The sequence below is a fragment of the Arhodomonas sp. KWT2 genome (genome assembly GCF_041949875.1).
Classification (GTDB): Bacteria; Pseudomonadota; Gammaproteobacteria; order Nitrococcales; family Nitrococcaceae; genus Arhodomonas; species Arhodomonas aquaeolei.
Genome location: NZ_JBHFPQ010000020.1, coordinates 25,108 through 42,275, shown reverse-complemented (window position 1 = coordinate 42,275; position 17,168 = coordinate 25,108). Strand labels below are relative to the sequence as shown.

At 65.8% G+C, this 17,168-nt stretch carries 8 protein-coding genes; 4 read left to right on the top strand and 4 right to left on the bottom strand.

Translation table 11 applies throughout. The annotated features are described in order from the left end of the window. Window positions 1-18: 18 nt before the first annotated feature. Both cas3f and cas1f read right to left on the bottom strand, forming a co-directional pair. Window positions 19-3,354 (bottom strand): type I-F CRISPR-associated helicase Cas3f, encoded by a 3,336-nt coding sequence (gene cas3f / locus ACEZHJ_RS01105; protein WP_375036144.1) that lies wholly within the window; start codon window positions 3,352-3,354, stop codon window positions 19-21. Beyond that, window positions 3,351-4,328, bottom strand: a complete 978-nt coding sequence (cas1f, locus tag ACEZHJ_RS01100; RefSeq protein ID WP_163139313.1) for a type I-F CRISPR-associated endonuclease Cas1f — start codon at window positions 4,326-4,328, stop codon at window positions 3,351-3,353. Before cas1f ends, cas3f begins: the two co-directional genes overlap by 4 nt. A 273-nt stretch (window positions 4,329-4,601) precedes the next feature. On the opposite strand from cas1f, the gene ACEZHJ_RS01095 reads away from it, so the two are divergent. The 4 genes from ACEZHJ_RS01095 to trmB are packed head-to-tail and all read left to right on the top strand — an operon-like array spanning window position 4,602 to window position 7,323. Continuing rightward, the gene (locus ACEZHJ_RS01095) at window positions 4,602-5,474 is read left to right on the top strand and encodes an AEC family transporter (protein ID WP_163139312.1); all 873 of its coding nucleotides are present in this window, start codon (window positions 4,602-4,604) and stop codon (window positions 5,472-5,474) included. A gap of 51 nt (window positions 5,475-5,525) precedes the next feature. Then, the gene (gene thiS, locus ACEZHJ_RS01090) at window positions 5,526-5,747 is read left to right on the top strand and encodes a sulfur carrier protein ThiS (RefSeq protein WP_018719053.1); all 222 of its coding nucleotides are present in this window, start codon (window positions 5,526-5,528) and stop codon (window positions 5,745-5,747) included. A gap of 43 nt (window positions 5,748-5,790) precedes the next feature. Then, a complete protein-coding gene (locus tag ACEZHJ_RS01085) occupies window positions 5,791-6,573 on the top strand; it encodes a thiazole synthase (protein ID WP_163139311.1) in 783 nt (260 codons plus the stop codon). 54 nt (window positions 6,574-6,627) lie between these two features. Next, on the top strand, window positions 6,628-7,323 hold the full coding sequence (gene trmB / locus ACEZHJ_RS01080; RefSeq protein WP_163139310.1) for a tRNA (guanosine(46)-N7)-methyltransferase TrmB: 696 nt from the start codon (window positions 6,628-6,630) through the stop codon (window positions 7,321-7,323). A 174-nt stretch (window positions 7,324-7,497) separates the two neighbouring features. Here the strand turns inward: trmB and ACEZHJ_RS01075 are convergent, their stop codons facing one another. Continuing rightward, window positions 7,498-16,545, bottom strand: a complete 9,048-nt coding sequence (locus ACEZHJ_RS01075) for a calcium-binding protein (RefSeq protein ID WP_240466156.1) — start codon at window positions 16,543-16,545, stop codon at window positions 7,498-7,500. Beyond that, the gene (locus ACEZHJ_RS01070; protein ID WP_156831255.1) at window positions 16,545-17,168 is read right to left on the bottom strand and encodes a hypothetical protein; all 624 of its coding nucleotides are present in this window, start codon (window positions 17,166-17,168) and stop codon (window positions 16,545-16,547) included. Before ACEZHJ_RS01070 ends, ACEZHJ_RS01075 begins: the two co-directional genes overlap by 1 nt.

Genomic DNA, 17,168 nt, shown 5'->3' with positions numbered 1-17,168 from the left:
CGGCAACGGTCCGGGCCGTCAGCGGCGTTTCGTAAACCCCAGCAGCTCGTGGTAACACCAGCCCTGATCATTCTGCGGCACGGTCACCACGCCGAACTGACGCGCACACGCCTCCAGCGGCTGATCCAGGTCCTCCGCCAGGGCCGCGAGGGCGTCGAGGTAGCCGGCGCCGATCCAGGGCGTGATGCGCTCGCCCGGCACGCCCTCCAGGGTCGTGCGTTCCAGCCGGCCATCCGCCTCCAGATAGAGGGGGGCGCCCCGCCTGCCGGGCTCGTGCCACAGCTCCCTGAGGTGCCAGTGCTCGCCCGCGTCGTCGGGCATCAGCACCAGCTCGACCTCCTCCCGGGTCTGCCGCCGGAACGGCTGTTTGCGCTGGAGCACGCCGCTGAGGTCCGCGCGCGGGAGGCCGTACCAGCTCGCGGCGTTGAGCGGCGGTGTGGGTGGCGCCTTCATGGCGCGCCGCTCCCGCGCCGTCATGGCGCGGCCCGGCCCAGACTCGCCGGGCAGCAGGGCGGCACGCAGGCGGGCGTGCTCCAGGTCCACCAGGCTGTCGCGGGGGCGCAGCTCGCCGCGCTCGGTGATGCGCGGCCGTGAGTCCACCACCTCGTACTCGTCGGGCGCGAGCAGCTCGTGCAGGTCGTGACTGCTGAGCCGCCATCGCGCCGCGCCCTCGAAGCCGGGGTGCGTAAAGGCGACGTTGCCGGGGGTTTCCATGGCCTTGTAGTTGCTGGCCAGCAGGGCGATGTTCGCGGTTTCACAGGGGGCGACCCGGTGCCGCCGCACCCGGCCGGCGAGCTGGATGAGCGAGCGCATCGACGAGGGCTCGACCACCGCCCAGTCGTAGTCGTGGTCCCGGCCGACCTCCGTCACCGGCGAGCCCAGGACGACGAACAGCTGATCCGGCTCGTCGGCGCCGTCGATGCAGGCCCGCACCTCCGGGCGCTCGAACACGGCCATCTCGTCACGGCGATCGAGGGCACCATCCAGATGACGCTCGATGGTCGAGCGCATGACCAGCGGGAACTGCGCGTGATACACGCACAGGTGGATGCGGTGGCCCTCCGGCGCGCCGGCCGCCAGCAGCGCCCGGGCGACCTGCACCAGGGGCTCGATGTTCGCCATGCGGATCAGCCCGAAGCTCACCCGCCTGCCGCTGCGAGGATCGACGCTGTGATGCCGCTGGTGGAGCTCGAGTGCCTGCCGGCGCATCTGTGCCGCCATCTGTTCGGCGATGGTCGGTGCCCCGCTCTCGCGGGATGCCGGGACGGGCACCAGGGCCGCCCGGCGCCTCACCGCCGCCTCGGCCAGACGCGCCCGGCGCCGGCCGGCGAACGCCTCGTGGGCAGCAGTGAAGGACGCGGCATCCGGGCAGTCCGCGTGCCGGCGGTCGCTCTCGTCGAACCAGGCGCAGGCGATGTTCACCGGCCGCCCCGGCTCACCACGGTTGCGCTGATACACGGCACGCCCCGCCCGATAGGCCTGGTACAGCCCCTCCACCAGCGACGGCGCCAGGGTCGCCGAGGAGAGCAGCACCCGCGTGCCGAGCATGCCGGCCCAGTTGACCAGGCGCGTCAGCGCGGGGAGGTCGTCCAGGTCGAAGTCGTCCACCTCGTCGAGCACGAGGTCGCCGCTGAGCAGGCGCAGCATGGGGGCGATCTGGCGCCCACCGCGGAGCCCGTCGGTGGCGGGCACGAGGTGATCCACGGTGCAGGCGAGGATCGGGGCGGCGATCAGCGCGCGCATACCCGGGTCATGGGCGAGCTGGCGCAGCAGGGGATGGTTGCCGAAATCGCCCTCGAAATAGACGTGGGCGTCCTCCTCCATGAGGCGCTGGCTGGAGGCCGAGCCGCTGGCATCCGCCTCCGCCTCGAAGTGCTCGAACAGCGCGCGGCCCGCCGCCCCGCCGGTACGCACGGCGAGCTCGTCGTCGCCGAGATTCATCAGCGTCCGATACGCCCGCCCGGTCTGAAGCGTGAGCGTGCGCAGACCAAGGGCGATCGAGAATCGCGCACCACTGTCCGGGTCCGCGAGGGCATACAGGATCCGGCCGTTGGCCAGGGTCTTCCCGCACCCCGTCGACGCCATGTTGACGCCGAAGAACCCCTGCGCCTGCGTGCGTTCACGCAGGGAGGCCGCGAGGTCGTAGGCGCGGTCCTGCCAGCGGAAGCGCGGGTCGGCGCTGCGGCGGCGGAATCCGCGGTGGCGGGCCAGCCGCGGCAGGTAGCGCTCGACACCGGGCAGCGTGCCGCTGACCCGGCGCGCCCCGGCCTCCACGCCGAGGAGGTGCTCGTCGAGGGGCTGGTTGAACGCCCCGGTGCGGCGCACGGTATTGGCGTAGAGGGGATAACCCCGTTCGCCGCGCGTGCGCTGGCCGGGATCCTCCAGGCTGGAGTAGTGGTGGTCCGCCAGCATCAGGCTCAGCCGGGCGAGGTGCATGACGTAGGGATTGTCCAGCCACGGCTGCTGATAGTGATCGAGACGGCGAATCAGCCGGCCGGCCAGGTGCGCGGCGCGGTTGCGCCACTTCTGGGTAGTCACCGGCAACGGGTGATCGAACCGCCAATAGCCGGGGAGCTCGCGGGGATCGCGCCCGTTCACGACATCGTCGTTCCAGTCCGCGGTAATGAGCGCTGGCAGATCCCGCAGCTGCGCGGCCTGGAAACCGCTGTCGTCGGCGGATCGCGGCATCACCGGCAGGCGGTGATGGGTGACGATGAGCCAGCCCACGGCGGCCGCCAGCGGCGGCAGCGAGGAAAACGGCGAGGCAGGGCCGTCGTCCAGGCCGTCCCGCACCAGCCGTTCCAGCCAGGGCCCGTCATCCGCATCCAGCTCGGCCAGCCGGGCGAGCCACGTGGCGTCGTCGTCACCGGCGACGAACGCCTCGAACAGCCGCAGGCTGATCCATTCGTGCCGGTAGACGTTGCGGGTGGCGCCGGCGGGGTCGAGCAGGCGTCTCTGGAACGCGGCGCACGCCTTGCCCAGGTCGTGCAGCAGGGCCGCCAGGCTCGACAGCAGGAGGATGTCCTCGCCGGTGTGCCAGTCGTTCTCGTCCGCCCGCCGCAGGATGTCCCGGCGCGTGGTCTGCGTGGGCACGGCGCCGCGCGCGTTGAACCGCCCGGCATCGCCGACGATCCACAGCAGCTCGCTGTGATCGCGCCCGCGTATCCAGTGGCAGGCCACGGCGGTGTTCCTGCGCGCGCTGCGGCGAAGCAGGCGGCGCAGGGTGTCCAGACCGGCCTGGGTGATGGGCGTCTGCCAGGTGCGCTCGCCACGGCGTTCCGCGAACTGGTCGAGAATCCGCCGCGTCTCCTTGAGGGCGTTCTTGCTGCACTGGGAGACGAGCAGCACGTTCATCGGGCGGGCGTCCCGAGCGTCACGGCCACGGATTTCAGCGTATCGATCATGAAATCGAGCGATTCCGTGCGGGTGAGCTGCTCGATACAGGCCTGACGGAACTCCTGCTCCTCGTCGCCGCGCATGGCGGAGATGAACGCCTGCGGGAGGATGACCGCGTCCTTGACGAGATCGGCCACGTCGAAGACGAGCCCGCCCCGCCGGGTCTTGCCGTGGAGGACCGACAGGCCGTGCGGTAGCCCCAGCACCCAGGTGGCGGTCGCACCGAGCCCGTAAGCCAGGTAGTTGCCGTGATCCAGGAACCGGTTCGCCGGGTCCGTGCCGCTGCCGCGCTTGGCGCGGACGAACTCGCCGTAGTCCACCGCGCCGGCGGCCATGGCGAACAGCTGCTTGGTGAGCCGCGCCTCCAGCGTCAGCAGCTCCACCGTGTCCGCTGCCGCGGCCACCGCCGCCTCCGTGCGCTCGACGAGATGCGTCAGCGGCTCCCGTGCCACCTCGAAGCCCGCGTCCGTGAGCGCCCGGTTATCCAGCCAGTTCCCGCGTATCCGCTGCAGCCGCGCCCACTGGAAGCGCCGTGCGGCCTCGAGGCGCTGTGACGCGTCGAACCAAAACGCCACCCAGGCCTGCAGATACTCGGTCGGCCGGTACTCGCTCTGCGGGCTGAACCAGGCGACCTCGACGTCCATCTCGTTGGCGCTGAACAGCGGCGTCCCGCCGCCACCGCAGAACCCGACCAGCACCCCGGCCCGGGCGAGCTCGCGCATCGCTGCCTGGGTGATCGAGGTCCCCGTGCCCAGCAGGACCGTCGTCGTGTTCGCGATGGGGATGTTCCAGTACAGCGAGCGCCGGCCCTCGTCGGTGACGAACTCGACCCGCCCGCCATTGACCAGGACGCGGCAGTGCTGGAGGTAGTAGATGTTCGCCCGCCTGGAGTGCAGGATCGTCTTGAGGTCGCCGGCGGAGAAGTCGTCCATGACTGGGCCTTGCCGGGGGTAGGAACACGGCGGTGGCGCTCGCACCAGCCCGGGCGGGGGACCGACACGCCACCGCCCCGCAGGTCCGGCCCCCTCTCCGGACCCCGTGAACCGGACCTTACTCCGCGATGAACACGGCAGTCCATATCGGCAAACCCGGATAAGGGCCTGCCGGTTTGTGACGTCCTGATCCCGGCCCGTTAGAATCCCGGACGTTCATCCCGGGTTCCACACCGTGCCCGGTTCCGCCAGGATCACCGCCCAGACTGCGCCATGTACGCCAGCGTCCTCCCCACCGTCGCACCCGTGTTCCTCATCCCCGCGCTCGGGCTGCTGATATCGCGGGTGTCCGGTTTCGACCGGCGGTTCGTGGGCGCGCTGGTGATGAACGTCGGCGCCCCGGCACTGGTGTTCAGCTCCGTGCTCCAGGCGGAGCTCGCCATGAGCGAGATCCTGCGCATGCTCGCGGCGGGGACCACGGCGCTCGCGCTGTTCGCCGTGGCCGGGGCCGGGGTACTCCGAGCCATGCGCCTGCCGCTGGGCGGCTACCTGCCGTCGCTGATGTTCCCGAACACCGGCAACCTGGGGCTGGCGGTGGTCTTCCTGGCCCTTGGGCCCACCGGCCTCGCCTTCGGGGTGGCCTTCTCCACGCTGGTGAAGGTCGGCCACTTCACCATCGGTGCGTCGCTCGCCGGGGCGGGCATGTCCGCGCGCTCGCTCTACCGAATGCCCCTGCTCCACGCCTTCGTCGCGGCACTCGCGCTGCACGCCCTCGGCGTCACCCCGCCGGAGCCGCTGATGCGCAGCATCTCGCTGGTGGGGGACATCACCATCCCGCTGATGCTGCTCTCCCTCGGCGCCTCGCTCAGCGGCGTGCGGCTGCACCGCCTGCCACGCAGCTCGGCGCTCGCGGTGGCGCGGGTGGCGATCGGCTTCGGCGCGGGCGTGGCGGTGGCGACGCTCTTCGAGCTCGGTCCGGTGGCCGCGGGCACGCTGATCATCCAGTGCACCATGCCGGTGGCGGTGTTCAACTACCTCTTTGCCGAGCGCTACGACGGCCCGGTGGAGGATATCGCCGGCATGATCGTGCTCTCCACGCTGCTCGTCTTCGCCCTGCTGCCGGCCCTGCTCGCCTACGTGCACTGACCTGCCCCGGGTAGCCACCGCCACGGGCGGCGGGTGTACAATGGTGGCGCTATGCAGGAGCAACGCGCACCCATCGAGATCGTCGTCAACGGCGAGCCCCGGCAGGTCAGTCCCGGGCAGTCCGTCGGCGGGCTCGTGGCCGACCTCGGGCTCACGAACCGGCGTATCGCCGTCGAGGTGAACGAGGCGCTGGTGCCGCGCAGCGACTTCCAGGCCCACGAACTCGCCGCCGGCGACCGAGTGGAGATCGTTCACGCCATCGGCGGGGGCTGACCGCCGCGCGGCCCGCGCATCCGAGCAATCACCGGGATACACCATGGCAGGAGATACCTTCACCGTCGCCGGGCGCGAGTTCCGCTCCCGGCTGCTGGTCGGCACCGGCAAGTACCGCGACCTCACCGAGACCGGCGAGGCGATCGAGGCGAGCGGCGCCGAGATCGTCACCGTGGCGATCCGCCGCAGCAACATCGGCCAGTCGCCGGACGAGCCCAACCTGCTGGACGTCGTCCCGCCGTCGCGCTACACCATCCTGCCCAACACGGCGGGCTGCTACACGGCGCAGGACGCGGTGCGCACCTGCCGGCTGGCCCGGGAGCTGCTCGACGGGCACAACCTGGTGAAGCTCGAGGTGCTGGGCGACGAGCGCACCCTGTACCCGGACGTCACCGCCACCATCGAGGCGGCGCGGGAGCTGGTCGCCGACGGCTTCGACGTCATGGTCTACACCTCGGACGACCCGATCATCGCCCAACGGCTGGAGGAGATCGGCTGCGTGGCGATCATGCCGCTCGCCGCCCCCATCGGCTCCGGGCTCGGGGTGCAGAACCCCTACAACCTGCTCACCATCATCGAGAACGCCGGCGTGCCGGTGCTCGTGGACGCCGGCGTGGGCACCGCCTCGGACGCCGCCATCGCCATGGAGCTCGGCTGCGACGGCGTGCTGCTCAACACCGCCATCGCCGGCGCGAAGGAGCCGGTACGCATGGCCCGGGCGATGCGCCTCGCCGTGGAGTCCGGCCGCGAGGCCTACCTCGCCGGGCGCATCCCGCGCAAGCGCTTCGCCAGCGCCTCCTCGCCGCTCGAAGGGACGTTCTTCTAGGACGTTGCCCGCCGTGTCGCCACGGTGCGTGAGACAGAACAACCGGATGACCCCGTGAACGACGAGACCACCACCCGGAACACCCGCCGCCCCGTCCGCTCCTTCGTGCGCCGCGAGGGCCGCCTCACCGGCGGCCAGCAGCGGGCGCTGGAACGGCTCTATCCGCGTTACGGCATCGAGCCGGGCGAGGGGGTTATCGACCTCACCGCGGCCTTCGGCCGGGAGGCGCCGGTGGTGCTCGACATCGGCTTCGGCGACGGCGAGGCCCTGGCGGAGATGGCGCAGGCCCACCCGGAGCGCAGCTACCTCGGCATCGAGGTCTACCGCACCGGCGTCGGCCGGCTGCTGCGCCGCCTGGAGGAGGACGGCATCGACAACGTCCGGGTCATGGACGCCGACGCCGTCGCCATCCTCCGCCAGCACATCGCCCCGGCGGGGCTCGCCGGCGTGAACCTGTTCTTCCCCGATCCCTGGCCCAAGAAGCGCCACCACAAGCGCCGCATGGTCCAGCCCGAATGGCTGGCGCTGGTGGCCTCACGCCTCCGCCCGGGCGGCTTCCTCCACCTCGCCACCGACTGGGAGAACTACGCCGAGCACATGCTGGAGGTCGTGAGCGCCAGCCCCGACTTCGACAACCCCCACGGCGGCTACGCCCCCGACCCCGGCGAACGCCCGGTCACCAAGTTCGAACGCCGCGGCCGCCGCAAGGGACACGGGGTCTGGGACCTCATCGTCTACAGGACGGGGTAGTTGATCCCGCGGATGGGGAATCGTCACGACCAGGACGAACACGGAGCCCCGAGGCGACTGGCTGCACGCATCTGCCGACGGACCAAAGCCCCCTCATCCAAATGACGGTTACCCATGCTGTCCTGCAGACCCGAGGGTCTGCAGGACAGGCTCCGGTGATTCCAGGGATCGGCTTTACTGCCAGCTCGCGCTGATGGTCGGCTGCAGCTCCTCCTGATAATCGGGCGACAGCACGATCTCACCGGAGGACGGCGGCTCGAACGATGCCATCGCGGACACCAGGCTATCGACCTGGGAATCCAGCAAGGTGTATCCATCCGCCGCCTGTATCTGTTCGACGTGATGGGCATCACCGAGGTACCAGCCGCTGATGGTCGCTCCGTCATCCGTGCCAATGATCCCCACCGAGAGATCGTCTCCCTCCCGCTGGAACCAGAGCTGATCGTGGGCCACATCGTCACCGAAGCTCAGGACGTCGGTCTTGCCGGCCTTGGGGTCATACGCGGTGATCGAGTCGTTCCCTCCTCCCCGGTTCTGGATGAATTCGTCGTCCCCGCGGCCGCCGATCAGCCAGTCATCGCCCTGCGCACCATTCAGAATGTCTGCGCCGGCACCACCATCGATCAGGTCGGCATCCGACGAGCCAAGGATGGTCTCACTTGCGCTGCGTGCAGCCTGAACAGTGCCATAGGCCCGCTCATCCGGAAGCCCAGTGTAATCCGGTGAACCGTCCGGATCCGGATCGGCAAGACCGAACGCACCAAAGATCTGCGACTTGCTCAGCTGGGCGCCATCGGAGAAGGTCAGGGCATCGATGGCGAGGTCTCCACCCCGAAAGAACCCGCCCACCGTGACCTGATCACCACCGGATCCGACCTTCAGCACGAGATCGTCGCCGGACTTCGTCAGGCCACTCGCGACGTCGTTGAAACCCGCATCCGCAAACTGCAACTGGTCCGTACCGCCGCCGGTGTTATCGATGCAATCCTGTCCGTCACCGGTCCGGAAGACATACGTATCGTCACCGCGCCCACCGATCAGCAAGTCGTCTCCGGCACCACCTTCAAGCGAGTCGTCACCATTGAGACCGAAAAGACGTTCGGCATCGCTGCCCCCCTGAACCAGGGCATCATCACCGTTACTTCCCACAAGCGTACCGGCGTAAGGCGATGACCCGTCCGGGACGGGCAAACCGAACGCGCCGAAAATCTGCGCCGAGGTCAACGACCCGCCACTCTCGAAACTGATGGTCTCGACGAGTTCACTACCGCCCCGGAAGAAACCGGAGAGTGTCACCTGATCGGGGCCACCATCGACACTCAACACCAGGTCGTCGCCGGACTTCATCAAGCCTGACGAAACACTGCTGAAGGCAATACCGTCCGTGAAGAGCAAGGTATCGTTACCGCCGTCTTCCTGCAGAACGGCCTGCCCGCCACCAAAACGATAGGTGTCATCTCCCGTCCCACCCCGGAGAAGATCGTTACCACCCTGCCCATCCAGGGTATCGGCGTCGGCACCTCCGAGAAGGACATCGTCGCCGGTGGTACCGACGAGGTTGTCCGAACCGCCGGTCTGGGCGGGCGGCGGCGTTTCACCACCATCATCCGGTGGCGGGTTCGTCGTCCCCCCATCCCCGTCGTCGCCGGAGCCGTCGGCGGGGTCGTCAGGCATGGCGGTCAGCAAACCGGTGATCTCGTTGGCCGCTATCGCGCCGCCGCCATCAGTCGGCTGGACGTAGCTGATCGCGGCATCCCCACCCAGAAAGTGGTTCGTTACCCGAACCTGCTGGGCCACGTCACCATCGAGGAGCATTACCAGGTCTTCGCCGTCCTGATGGAAGGAGATCCGTGAACGGTCGATACCGCCGAGGAAGAAGACGGTATCCGTTCCTCCGCCGGTGTTGTCGATGACGTCCACGCCACCATTGGCCGAGTAGTAATAGTCATCACTGCCGGCGCCACCGGACAGCACGTCGTCACCGTCCTCGCCGTACAGGATATCGTGCCCGGCTCCACCGAAGAGCTGATCCGCCCCCGATCCCTGACCGGTGCCGTCCCCGCCATACAGCGTGTCGTCACCGCTGCCGCCTTCGAGCCGGTCGGCCCCCGCAAAGGCCCATAGCGTATCGTCGCCTTCCAGGCCCTGGAGCAGGTCGTCCGTTGCATAAGCCGACAGCTCATCGTCCCCGCCCGTGCCGACAACAGCGGTGGCGAACTCGCCCGTCACGCCCTTGGCCGCAACGATGTCGGCAATGTGCCGGGTATCCAGCATTGCCCCACCATTGGGCTGGACGTAATCGATTGCGGCATCGCCCCCCAGGAAATGGTCGAGCACGCGTACGGACTGGGTCGAATCGGCATCCACGGTAATCAGGAGATCATCGCCGTCACGGATGAAATTCAGCCGATCAGCGCCGACGTCGGAGAAAAACACCCCGTCGTAACCACCGTCGCGATTGTCGATGGTGTCGGCCCCCTGCCCGCTCCCGTGGACGTACTTATCGTCCCCCAGGCCGCCGGTCAGGTGATCATCGCCGGTATCGCCCCGCAACTGATCGTTACCGTCTCCGCCAAGAAGGACGTCGTCCGCATCACCACCGGACAGGTAGTCGTCTCCCGATCCTCCCTCGAGGTAATCGGCACCTTCATCACCGAACAGGTTGTCCGCACCGGCACGGCCGAAGAGACCATCTTCGCCGAGGCCACCGCTAAGACTATCCGCGTCGGCTCCACCGTCCAGCATGTCACTGCCGTCACGTCCCTGCAGATTGTCCTCGCCGATACCGCCGATCAGTTGATCGTTACCCGCTTCACCGTCCAGATAATCATCACCGGCCTCGCCATGGAGCACGTCATCACCAGCTCGCCCCCAAACCTGATCGTCGCCGGCACCGGCATATAGCCGCTCGTCCAGCGCGCGATAGCCGGACAACGTATCGGCGGAAGCCGTGCCATATGTCACCACCGCAGCCTCGACGTCGGAATCGGTCAGCTCGGTGGCATCCTCGAACACGAAGCGGTTGACCTTGAAGTGTTCCGTGGGCTCCTCGAACCAGCGCTCGATGGTGATGCGGTCCGCCCCGTTGGCGTGCTGAATGACGAGATCATCACCGTGTCGCTCAAAGGCCAGATCGGTCACGGCGATGCCGGCCCCGAATGAGAGGGTGTCCCGCGAGGGATCGACGTTGCTGTAGGACTCCCCCGCCCGGCGTTCGATCAACCGGTCCTGACCATCGCCGAGCCCGAACCGGTACGTGTCGTCAGCGAAGGAACCATAGAGCGTGTCGTCTCCCGTTCCGCCCTCAAGGAACGAGCCCATGCCGGATATCCAGGGATCCCCGTTCGCCGTAAGCTCGTCATCACCGGCACCACCGAGCAACTCGTCCCTTCCCAGACCGGTGAGCGTGTCGTCACCATCTCCACCGGAAAGCAGCCCTGTTCCGTTCAGGGTGTCGCCACCGTCACCGCCGTAGAGCGAGCCGTTACCCCGTAACGTATCGCCGCCAGCACCGCCTTCCAGCAGGTCCACACCTGTCCCGCCGTCAAGCGTGTCGACACCGGCACCGCCACGCAGAGTGTCATCTCCCGTACCTCCCTCCAGCGTGTCATCACCAGCACCGCCTTCCAGGACATCCTCGCCGTAGTTGCCAAAAAGCGAATCGCCATCGACGCCTCCCACAAGGTGATCGCCCCCCTGGCCGCCGATCAGCGTATCGGCCCCGGAACCTCCGTAGACCTCGTCGTCTCCGGCGGCGGCGGTCACCGTATCGTCCCCCGCGAGCGCCTGAATAACGTCCGCGTCGGCGTGCCCCTGGATGACGTCACCCCCGGTCGTCCCCGCGATGGCCTGCAGCTTGATGGTGTCGTAGTCCCAGATTGCGCCATCGGCGAACTCAATCGACTCCAGAGGCGTGCCCCCCTGAACCCCGGCCTCATCGGAAAACTGACCGAGCACACGCGCAAGGACCACACCGGTACCCAGGCGGACCACCAGATCCCCACCGTCCCGACGCAACACAACATCGGCGGACGAGGTGTCGGTCAGTCGCAGCCGATCGTTACCCTGTGTATCGAAAATCCGGTCGGCCCCGTCGGCCGCCGCCATTTCGTAGACGTCATCGCCCTGGCCGCCTTCAAGGCGATCGCCACCGGCACCACCAATCAACGTGTCTCCGCCGACTTCGCCGTACAGCGTATCGGCACCGGCGTCCCCGTAAAGCGAATCTGCACCGTCACGCCCATATAGCGTGTCGCTTCCGGCACCGCCCGTTATCGCATCGTCTGCAAGATGGCCCTCAAGAACGTCGTCGCCCGCCGATCCCTGCAATACGAGCTCGTTCAAATCGCTCAGGTTCCAGACGGTCCCGTCGCTGAACCGGACTGCCTGAATGGTGGAGTCGTTGCGGGTCTCGTCGCGGAAATGCCCACGAATAGTGACCTGGTCCGTTCCATTGACGTTGAGTAGCAACAGATCGTCGCCTCGACGGCGGGCATGGATATCGTCGGGCGCGATCGCGGCGGAGAACTCGACCTCTTCCTGACGACCGGCCGTGGTATCGAAGGCGTTTATCTCATCCGCACCATGGCCGCCATGAAAAACGTAGGTATCGCTTCCTGCGCCGCCTTCCAGCGTGTCATCCCCCTGACCGCCGGTAAGGCGGTCATCGCCACCGCGCCCGAAGATCACGTCATCCCCGGCCTCGCCGTCAATCGCGTCCGCCACTTCATAGCCAATGAGCGTTTCCGACGCATCCGTCCCGGCAAGCACCGCCTGTTTGACATGGTCGACGTCCCACACCGTGCCGTCAGAGAAGCGCAACTCCTCGACGCGACTCTCACCGCTATTGGCATCGTTGCGAAAGTAATCGTCGACGGTCAGCCGATCCGTTCCATCACCGAGGGAAACAACCAGATTGTTGCCGGATCGACGCAACGTCACATCCGAGGGCGGGACATCGGTATCGAACTCAACGGCATCCACCTTGGTGGACGCGGGGTTATAGGTCCGCTCGTCAACGGTATCGCTACCCGAACCGTACCCGAACCGGTACACGTCACTGCCATAGCCACCATCGAGACGGTCGTTGCCCGCACCACCGCTTAGGACATCATCACCGCCTCCCCCCTGGAGATCGTCGTCGCCATCAGCGCCCGAGAGCGTGTCCACACCGTTGCCTCCCTGGAGCGTGTCACCTCCGGCCCCGCCATCCAGGCTGTCATCGCCTTCCTCACCGTAAAGCCGATCGGCACCCGAACCTCCCGAGAGCGTGTCGTTCCCACCACGACCACGGATGCTGTCGTCCCCTGCCGCACCATCGAGCGTGTCATCCGTATCGTAGGCGATGACCTCGTCGTCACCATTTCCCGTTACCAGCGTCCTCTGCTTGACGTCGTCAACGGTCCAGATCGAACCATCGCCGAATCGAAGCTCTTCCACGCGGTAAGCCCCGGTCAAGGCGTCACCCCAGAAGTAGTCATCGATCGTCACCGAATCGGTGCCACCATTCAGCTCGATACGCAGGTCATTGCCCGTGCGCACCAGCGCCACGTCCGACGAAGCGATATCACTGTCGAACTGCACTGCATCCAGCTTGGTTTCCCCGGGCTGGTAGGTGTAGTTCCTTATCCTGTCGTGCCCACCCCCGTGACCGAATCGATAGACGTCATTCCCGGCATCACCGGACAGCCAATCATCGCCGGCGCCGCCTTCCAGGATGTCGTCGCCATCACCTCCCGAGAGGCGATCGTAGCCGGCACCGCCTGATAACGTATCCGCACCCTCCTCGCCGTAAAGCCGATCGTCCCCGGCACTCCCGCGTAGGGTATCGTCACCGGCACGGCCATAGATCGTGTCATCTCCGCCGGCACCATCGAGCGCAGTGTCCGTTGCATACCCGATAAGCGTCTCTGCGTCGTCGGAACTGACAAGCGCCTTTTGCTTGATGTCGTCCACCGTCCAGACAGTGCCGTCATTGAAACGGAACTCCTCGACACGGTATTCGCCGGTATTGGCATCATTGTGGAAATAGTTGGATACCTCCAGCCGGTCGACGCCATTCGCCAGCGACAGCACCAGATTGCTGGCGGATCGCCGGACGGCAACATCCGCCGGATCAACCTCGGCATCGAACAGGACCGCATCGGTCTTGTCGGTAGACTGGTGGTACTGGCTGTTGATCCGGTCGCTCCCAGACCCGACCCCGAAGTGGAAAAGATCGCTGCCTTCTCCGCCTCTCAGGTAGTCGTCGCCCACCCCACCAAACAGTTCATCGTCTCCGTCACCTCCGAAGACATAGTCGACACCGGCGCCGCCAATCAGCGTGTCATCGCCTTCGTCGCCACGCAGCTCATCGTTACCTGCCCCACCCGAGAGGGTGTCGTTACCCTCGTGCCCGTAAACGTGGTCATTGCCGTCACCGGCATCGATGACGTCGTCTGTCTCATAACCGATGAGCGTTTCAGTGGCGTCCCCACTCATCAAGACCGCCTGCCTGATATCCCCCACATCCCATACGGCACCGCTGTCAAAGCGCAGCGCCTCTATACGGGAGTGACGATCGTCGCCGTCATAGCTGAAGTGGTTCCGAACCGTCAGCGTGTCCGTGCCATCACCCAGTGTGATCAACAGGTCGTTCCCAGAACGCAAGAGGGCTACGTCCGCGGTGGTTACGCTTTCATCGAATACCACGATGTCCTGTTTGCCCGAGGTCCGGTCATAGCTCGCGATCAAATCCTGCCCCGAACCGAATCCGAAACGATAGGTATCGTCACCATAGCCGCCGTCCAGACGATCGTCTCCATCACCACCGTCGAGGACGTCGTCACCACGGCCGCCGTAGAGCCGGTCGTTCCCCGCATCCCCTTGCAGCAGGTCGTCTCCGGTATCACCGTACAGTCGATCATCGCCTGCGGCACCGCTCAGCCAGTCGTCGCCGTCGCGAGCGTCAAGACGATCCGCCTGTGCCCCTCCCAGCAATGTATTCCGCGAGGCACTTCCTTCTAGCTCGCCGGTTCCGGTAACCACGCCGAGCTCATCGAGGGTCGTCGCCAACGATTCAGTCAATTCCGGATTCGCGGCCAAATCGTCCAGCCGGGCGCGTAGATAGCCCTCCGCATCCCAACCCGTGTTTTGCAGCGACTCGCCGGCATATCGCGTCAGTTCGATCAGGTCGACCAGGGCGTTGATCGGATCGTTAGTATTCGCGGCATCCAGCCTGGACTCGAGCGCCGAGAAATCCACTCCGAACACCCCGGCGACCTCGTCGTAACTCCATTCCATTGATTCCAGGTATGGAGCAAGGCGGGTCTGTTTAATCAATCCCTCATAGACAGACGTACGGATAGCCTCGTACGACCGGTCGAGCATCTGTTTCTGCGCCGACGAAATCGACACATACGCGCGCCTGACACCGATGCGGGGCCCCGAACTCACGGTCGCCCGGCGCCCGGACGCAAACAACACACCGGAATTCTCCACCTCAACGAACGGCTGGCCGTTGAAACGCTCCAGCGTCGAGATCCACTCCGTTACCTGTTTCTGCTCGGCCTTGAGTTCCGCCAGGTGCGCCCGATCCTCATCGGACATGTCGCCCGGAGGCGCCATGTCACCCTCCAGGTAAGGCAGATAGTTCTCGTAGTCCCCCGCGCTCATTCCCGGCACCAGGTAGATAAGCCGGTAGCCCTTGTCTTCGGCCAGCTCCGCGCTACTCGACTGGTTCGAGGTGCGGGCCCAGGCCTTTACCAGGCCGTCCAACTGCGCGATCTGGCCGTCACGGGTGGACGCCTGGCTGTAATCGGTCAGCGTCTGGGCGAAACCGGATGACAGGCTCGCGGCCTCGCGCATATCACGGACCGACCCGGAACCGCGCATGGCAGGCAACGCTATCGCCTGCTCCGTTAACGTTACGGGGTCGGCGAATTCCCGGTAGAACGGGTTCTCGGCCAGATCGACGTCACCGCTACGGCCCGTGACCGATTCGATCTCGCCGGTCTCGCCGCTTGTCCAGGTGAAGCGCCCCACGTCAGCGATCTGGTTACCGTTTCCCAGCGCCTGACTGTGGGACTGCGCGTCGACATCCAGCGACGCGATACCCACCTCGTCCAGGCTCTGCAGCTCGTCGGCTTCCGAAATGCCGTTCTGATTCAGATCGCGCCAGATGCGCAACGCCGACCAGTGGGCGTCTTCGGAATCGACCCGCCCGTCCTCGTTAGTATCCTGTTCCGCGAGGGCCGCAAATCCGTCGGCCGCTTCGCTACCGTCCGCGAGAACCGTGCTGTCACCGAAGAGCTCCGCCCCGGAATCGACGGTGCCATTGCCGTTCCGGTCCAGCACCAGAAACCCGTCATCCGGCGCAACCCAGCCGCTGGCCGTCTTGACCCCATCGGCGTCATGGTCGAAATGGATAGGGCGCCCCGTATCGATTCCCACCGTTTCCAGGCCGTCTCCATCCAGATCGACCGTAAGGGGATCGCGCATCCGCACCCACCCGTACGCATTGAGGTAGCTGGAATTGGTATCGGGCATGATTCCAGCCGGATCCCACCACTCAAGAAAATCGGTCAGGCCCGAAACCGCCGAATCATAGACGTCCACAACAGGACCGCCAATTGTTTCCGCCCAGCTATCCGGGAGGAATTCATCAACCGCCATTCCCACCAACAAGGAAGCACCGCCAACTAACGCACCCGAAACAATAACGGGCAATCCCAAACTCGTCGCAACACCAGTCACCGCAGTCCCGACCAAGCCCCCCAAGACCGCGGAAACGGCATCCTGCCCCACCCCCTCTCCATCGCCTTGCACAACGTCCGAAAGTGCCTGCCCAAAGGAGAGCATCGAGCCGGAGAATCCGGCCAGCTTTCCCAGCCGCCCCGCCACCAGATTAAGCCTTTGACGGTTACTCAGCGTCCCGCCGTGTTTCGCAGCCTGACTCTCCGCATACGCCAGGGAATCCGAAATTTGGCCTTTCAGCGTTCCATAACTCTGACGCAACGCATCCTGCGTTGCCGGATCATTGGCCTTCTGCATCAAATGACGCATTTCCCGAAGCCTGGCCTGCTTCAGGCGATCACCAGCACTTTCCGCACTCTTCAATGCGTCGTTCAGCTTCCGCTCCGCGGCCGCAGTATCGAAACTCTCATTGGAGAACTGCGACAGCCCGTCCAGCACGGAACCTGCTGCAGCTTCACCCGAAATAGGCTGAGACTCTTCCTTGGCCATCAGTCATCTCCTTCGACTCTCAAGGGAAGAAAAAGGGAAATCAACGCCCCTCCCCAAATGCCCAACATCCCACCCATGACCCAATAAAAAAACATATACGCGAAGGTGATCCTAACAAGACTGTCGTGAAACACATCACTTGCTTCCCCGCGTGTAATACCGGGCGACCAGTGCAAAATAGCCACCAAAAACGCGAATACCCCTCCGCACACCCCAACCGCGTTTAATAACTTCCACCGACTGGGCTTGACATTCGGCCTGAATGCAACCGGATACAGAAAAAATGCCATTACCCCCAGAAACAGCCACCCTGACAGGTGAAGAAAAGCCAGCAGCGCCTCCAGGGCTGGCGCGGGCATGAAGTGGACGTCGTTCGTTAACCCGACCACGCTGGGAATCAGAGATGCCATCACATCGACAAACATCTGGACGCCGTCTGACCGGCCGATCGCCCGCCAGGGCAACAGACAAACGGTCGCCCAGTACGCCACGAAACCGGCATAGAGCCACTTCGATCCATACAGGTAGGGCAGGCGTTTATGATTCGGCCTGACTATCACTATTTCCCGACCGTCAGACTGCTTGGAGGCAGATTGGCGGTCATCACGGTCACTTTCATTCAC

Bases quoted from the DNA above. Each gene is read 5' to 3' on its own strand.
- cas3f (WP_375036144.1), bottom strand. From the start codon at position 3,354: ATGAACGTGCTGCTCGTCTCCCAGTGCAGCAAGAACGCCCTCAAGGAG.
- ACEZHJ_RS01085 (WP_163139311.1), top strand. From the start codon at position 5,791: ATGGCAGGAGATACCTTCACCGTCGCCGGGCGCGAGTTCCGCTCCCGG.
- thiS (WP_018719053.1), top strand. From the start codon at position 5,526: ATGCAGGAGCAACGCGCACCCATCGAGATCGTCGTCAACGGCGAGCCC.
- cas1f (WP_163139313.1), bottom strand. From the start codon at position 4,328: ATGGACGACTTCTCCGCCGGCGACCTCAAGACGATCCTGCACTCCAGG.
- ACEZHJ_RS01075 (WP_240466156.1), bottom strand. From the start codon at position 16,545: ATGGCCAAGGAAGAGTCTCAGCCTATTTCGGGTGAAGCTGCAGCAGGT.
- ACEZHJ_RS01095 (WP_163139312.1), top strand. From the start codon at position 4,602: ATGTACGCCAGCGTCCTCCCCACCGTCGCACCCGTGTTCCTCATCCCC.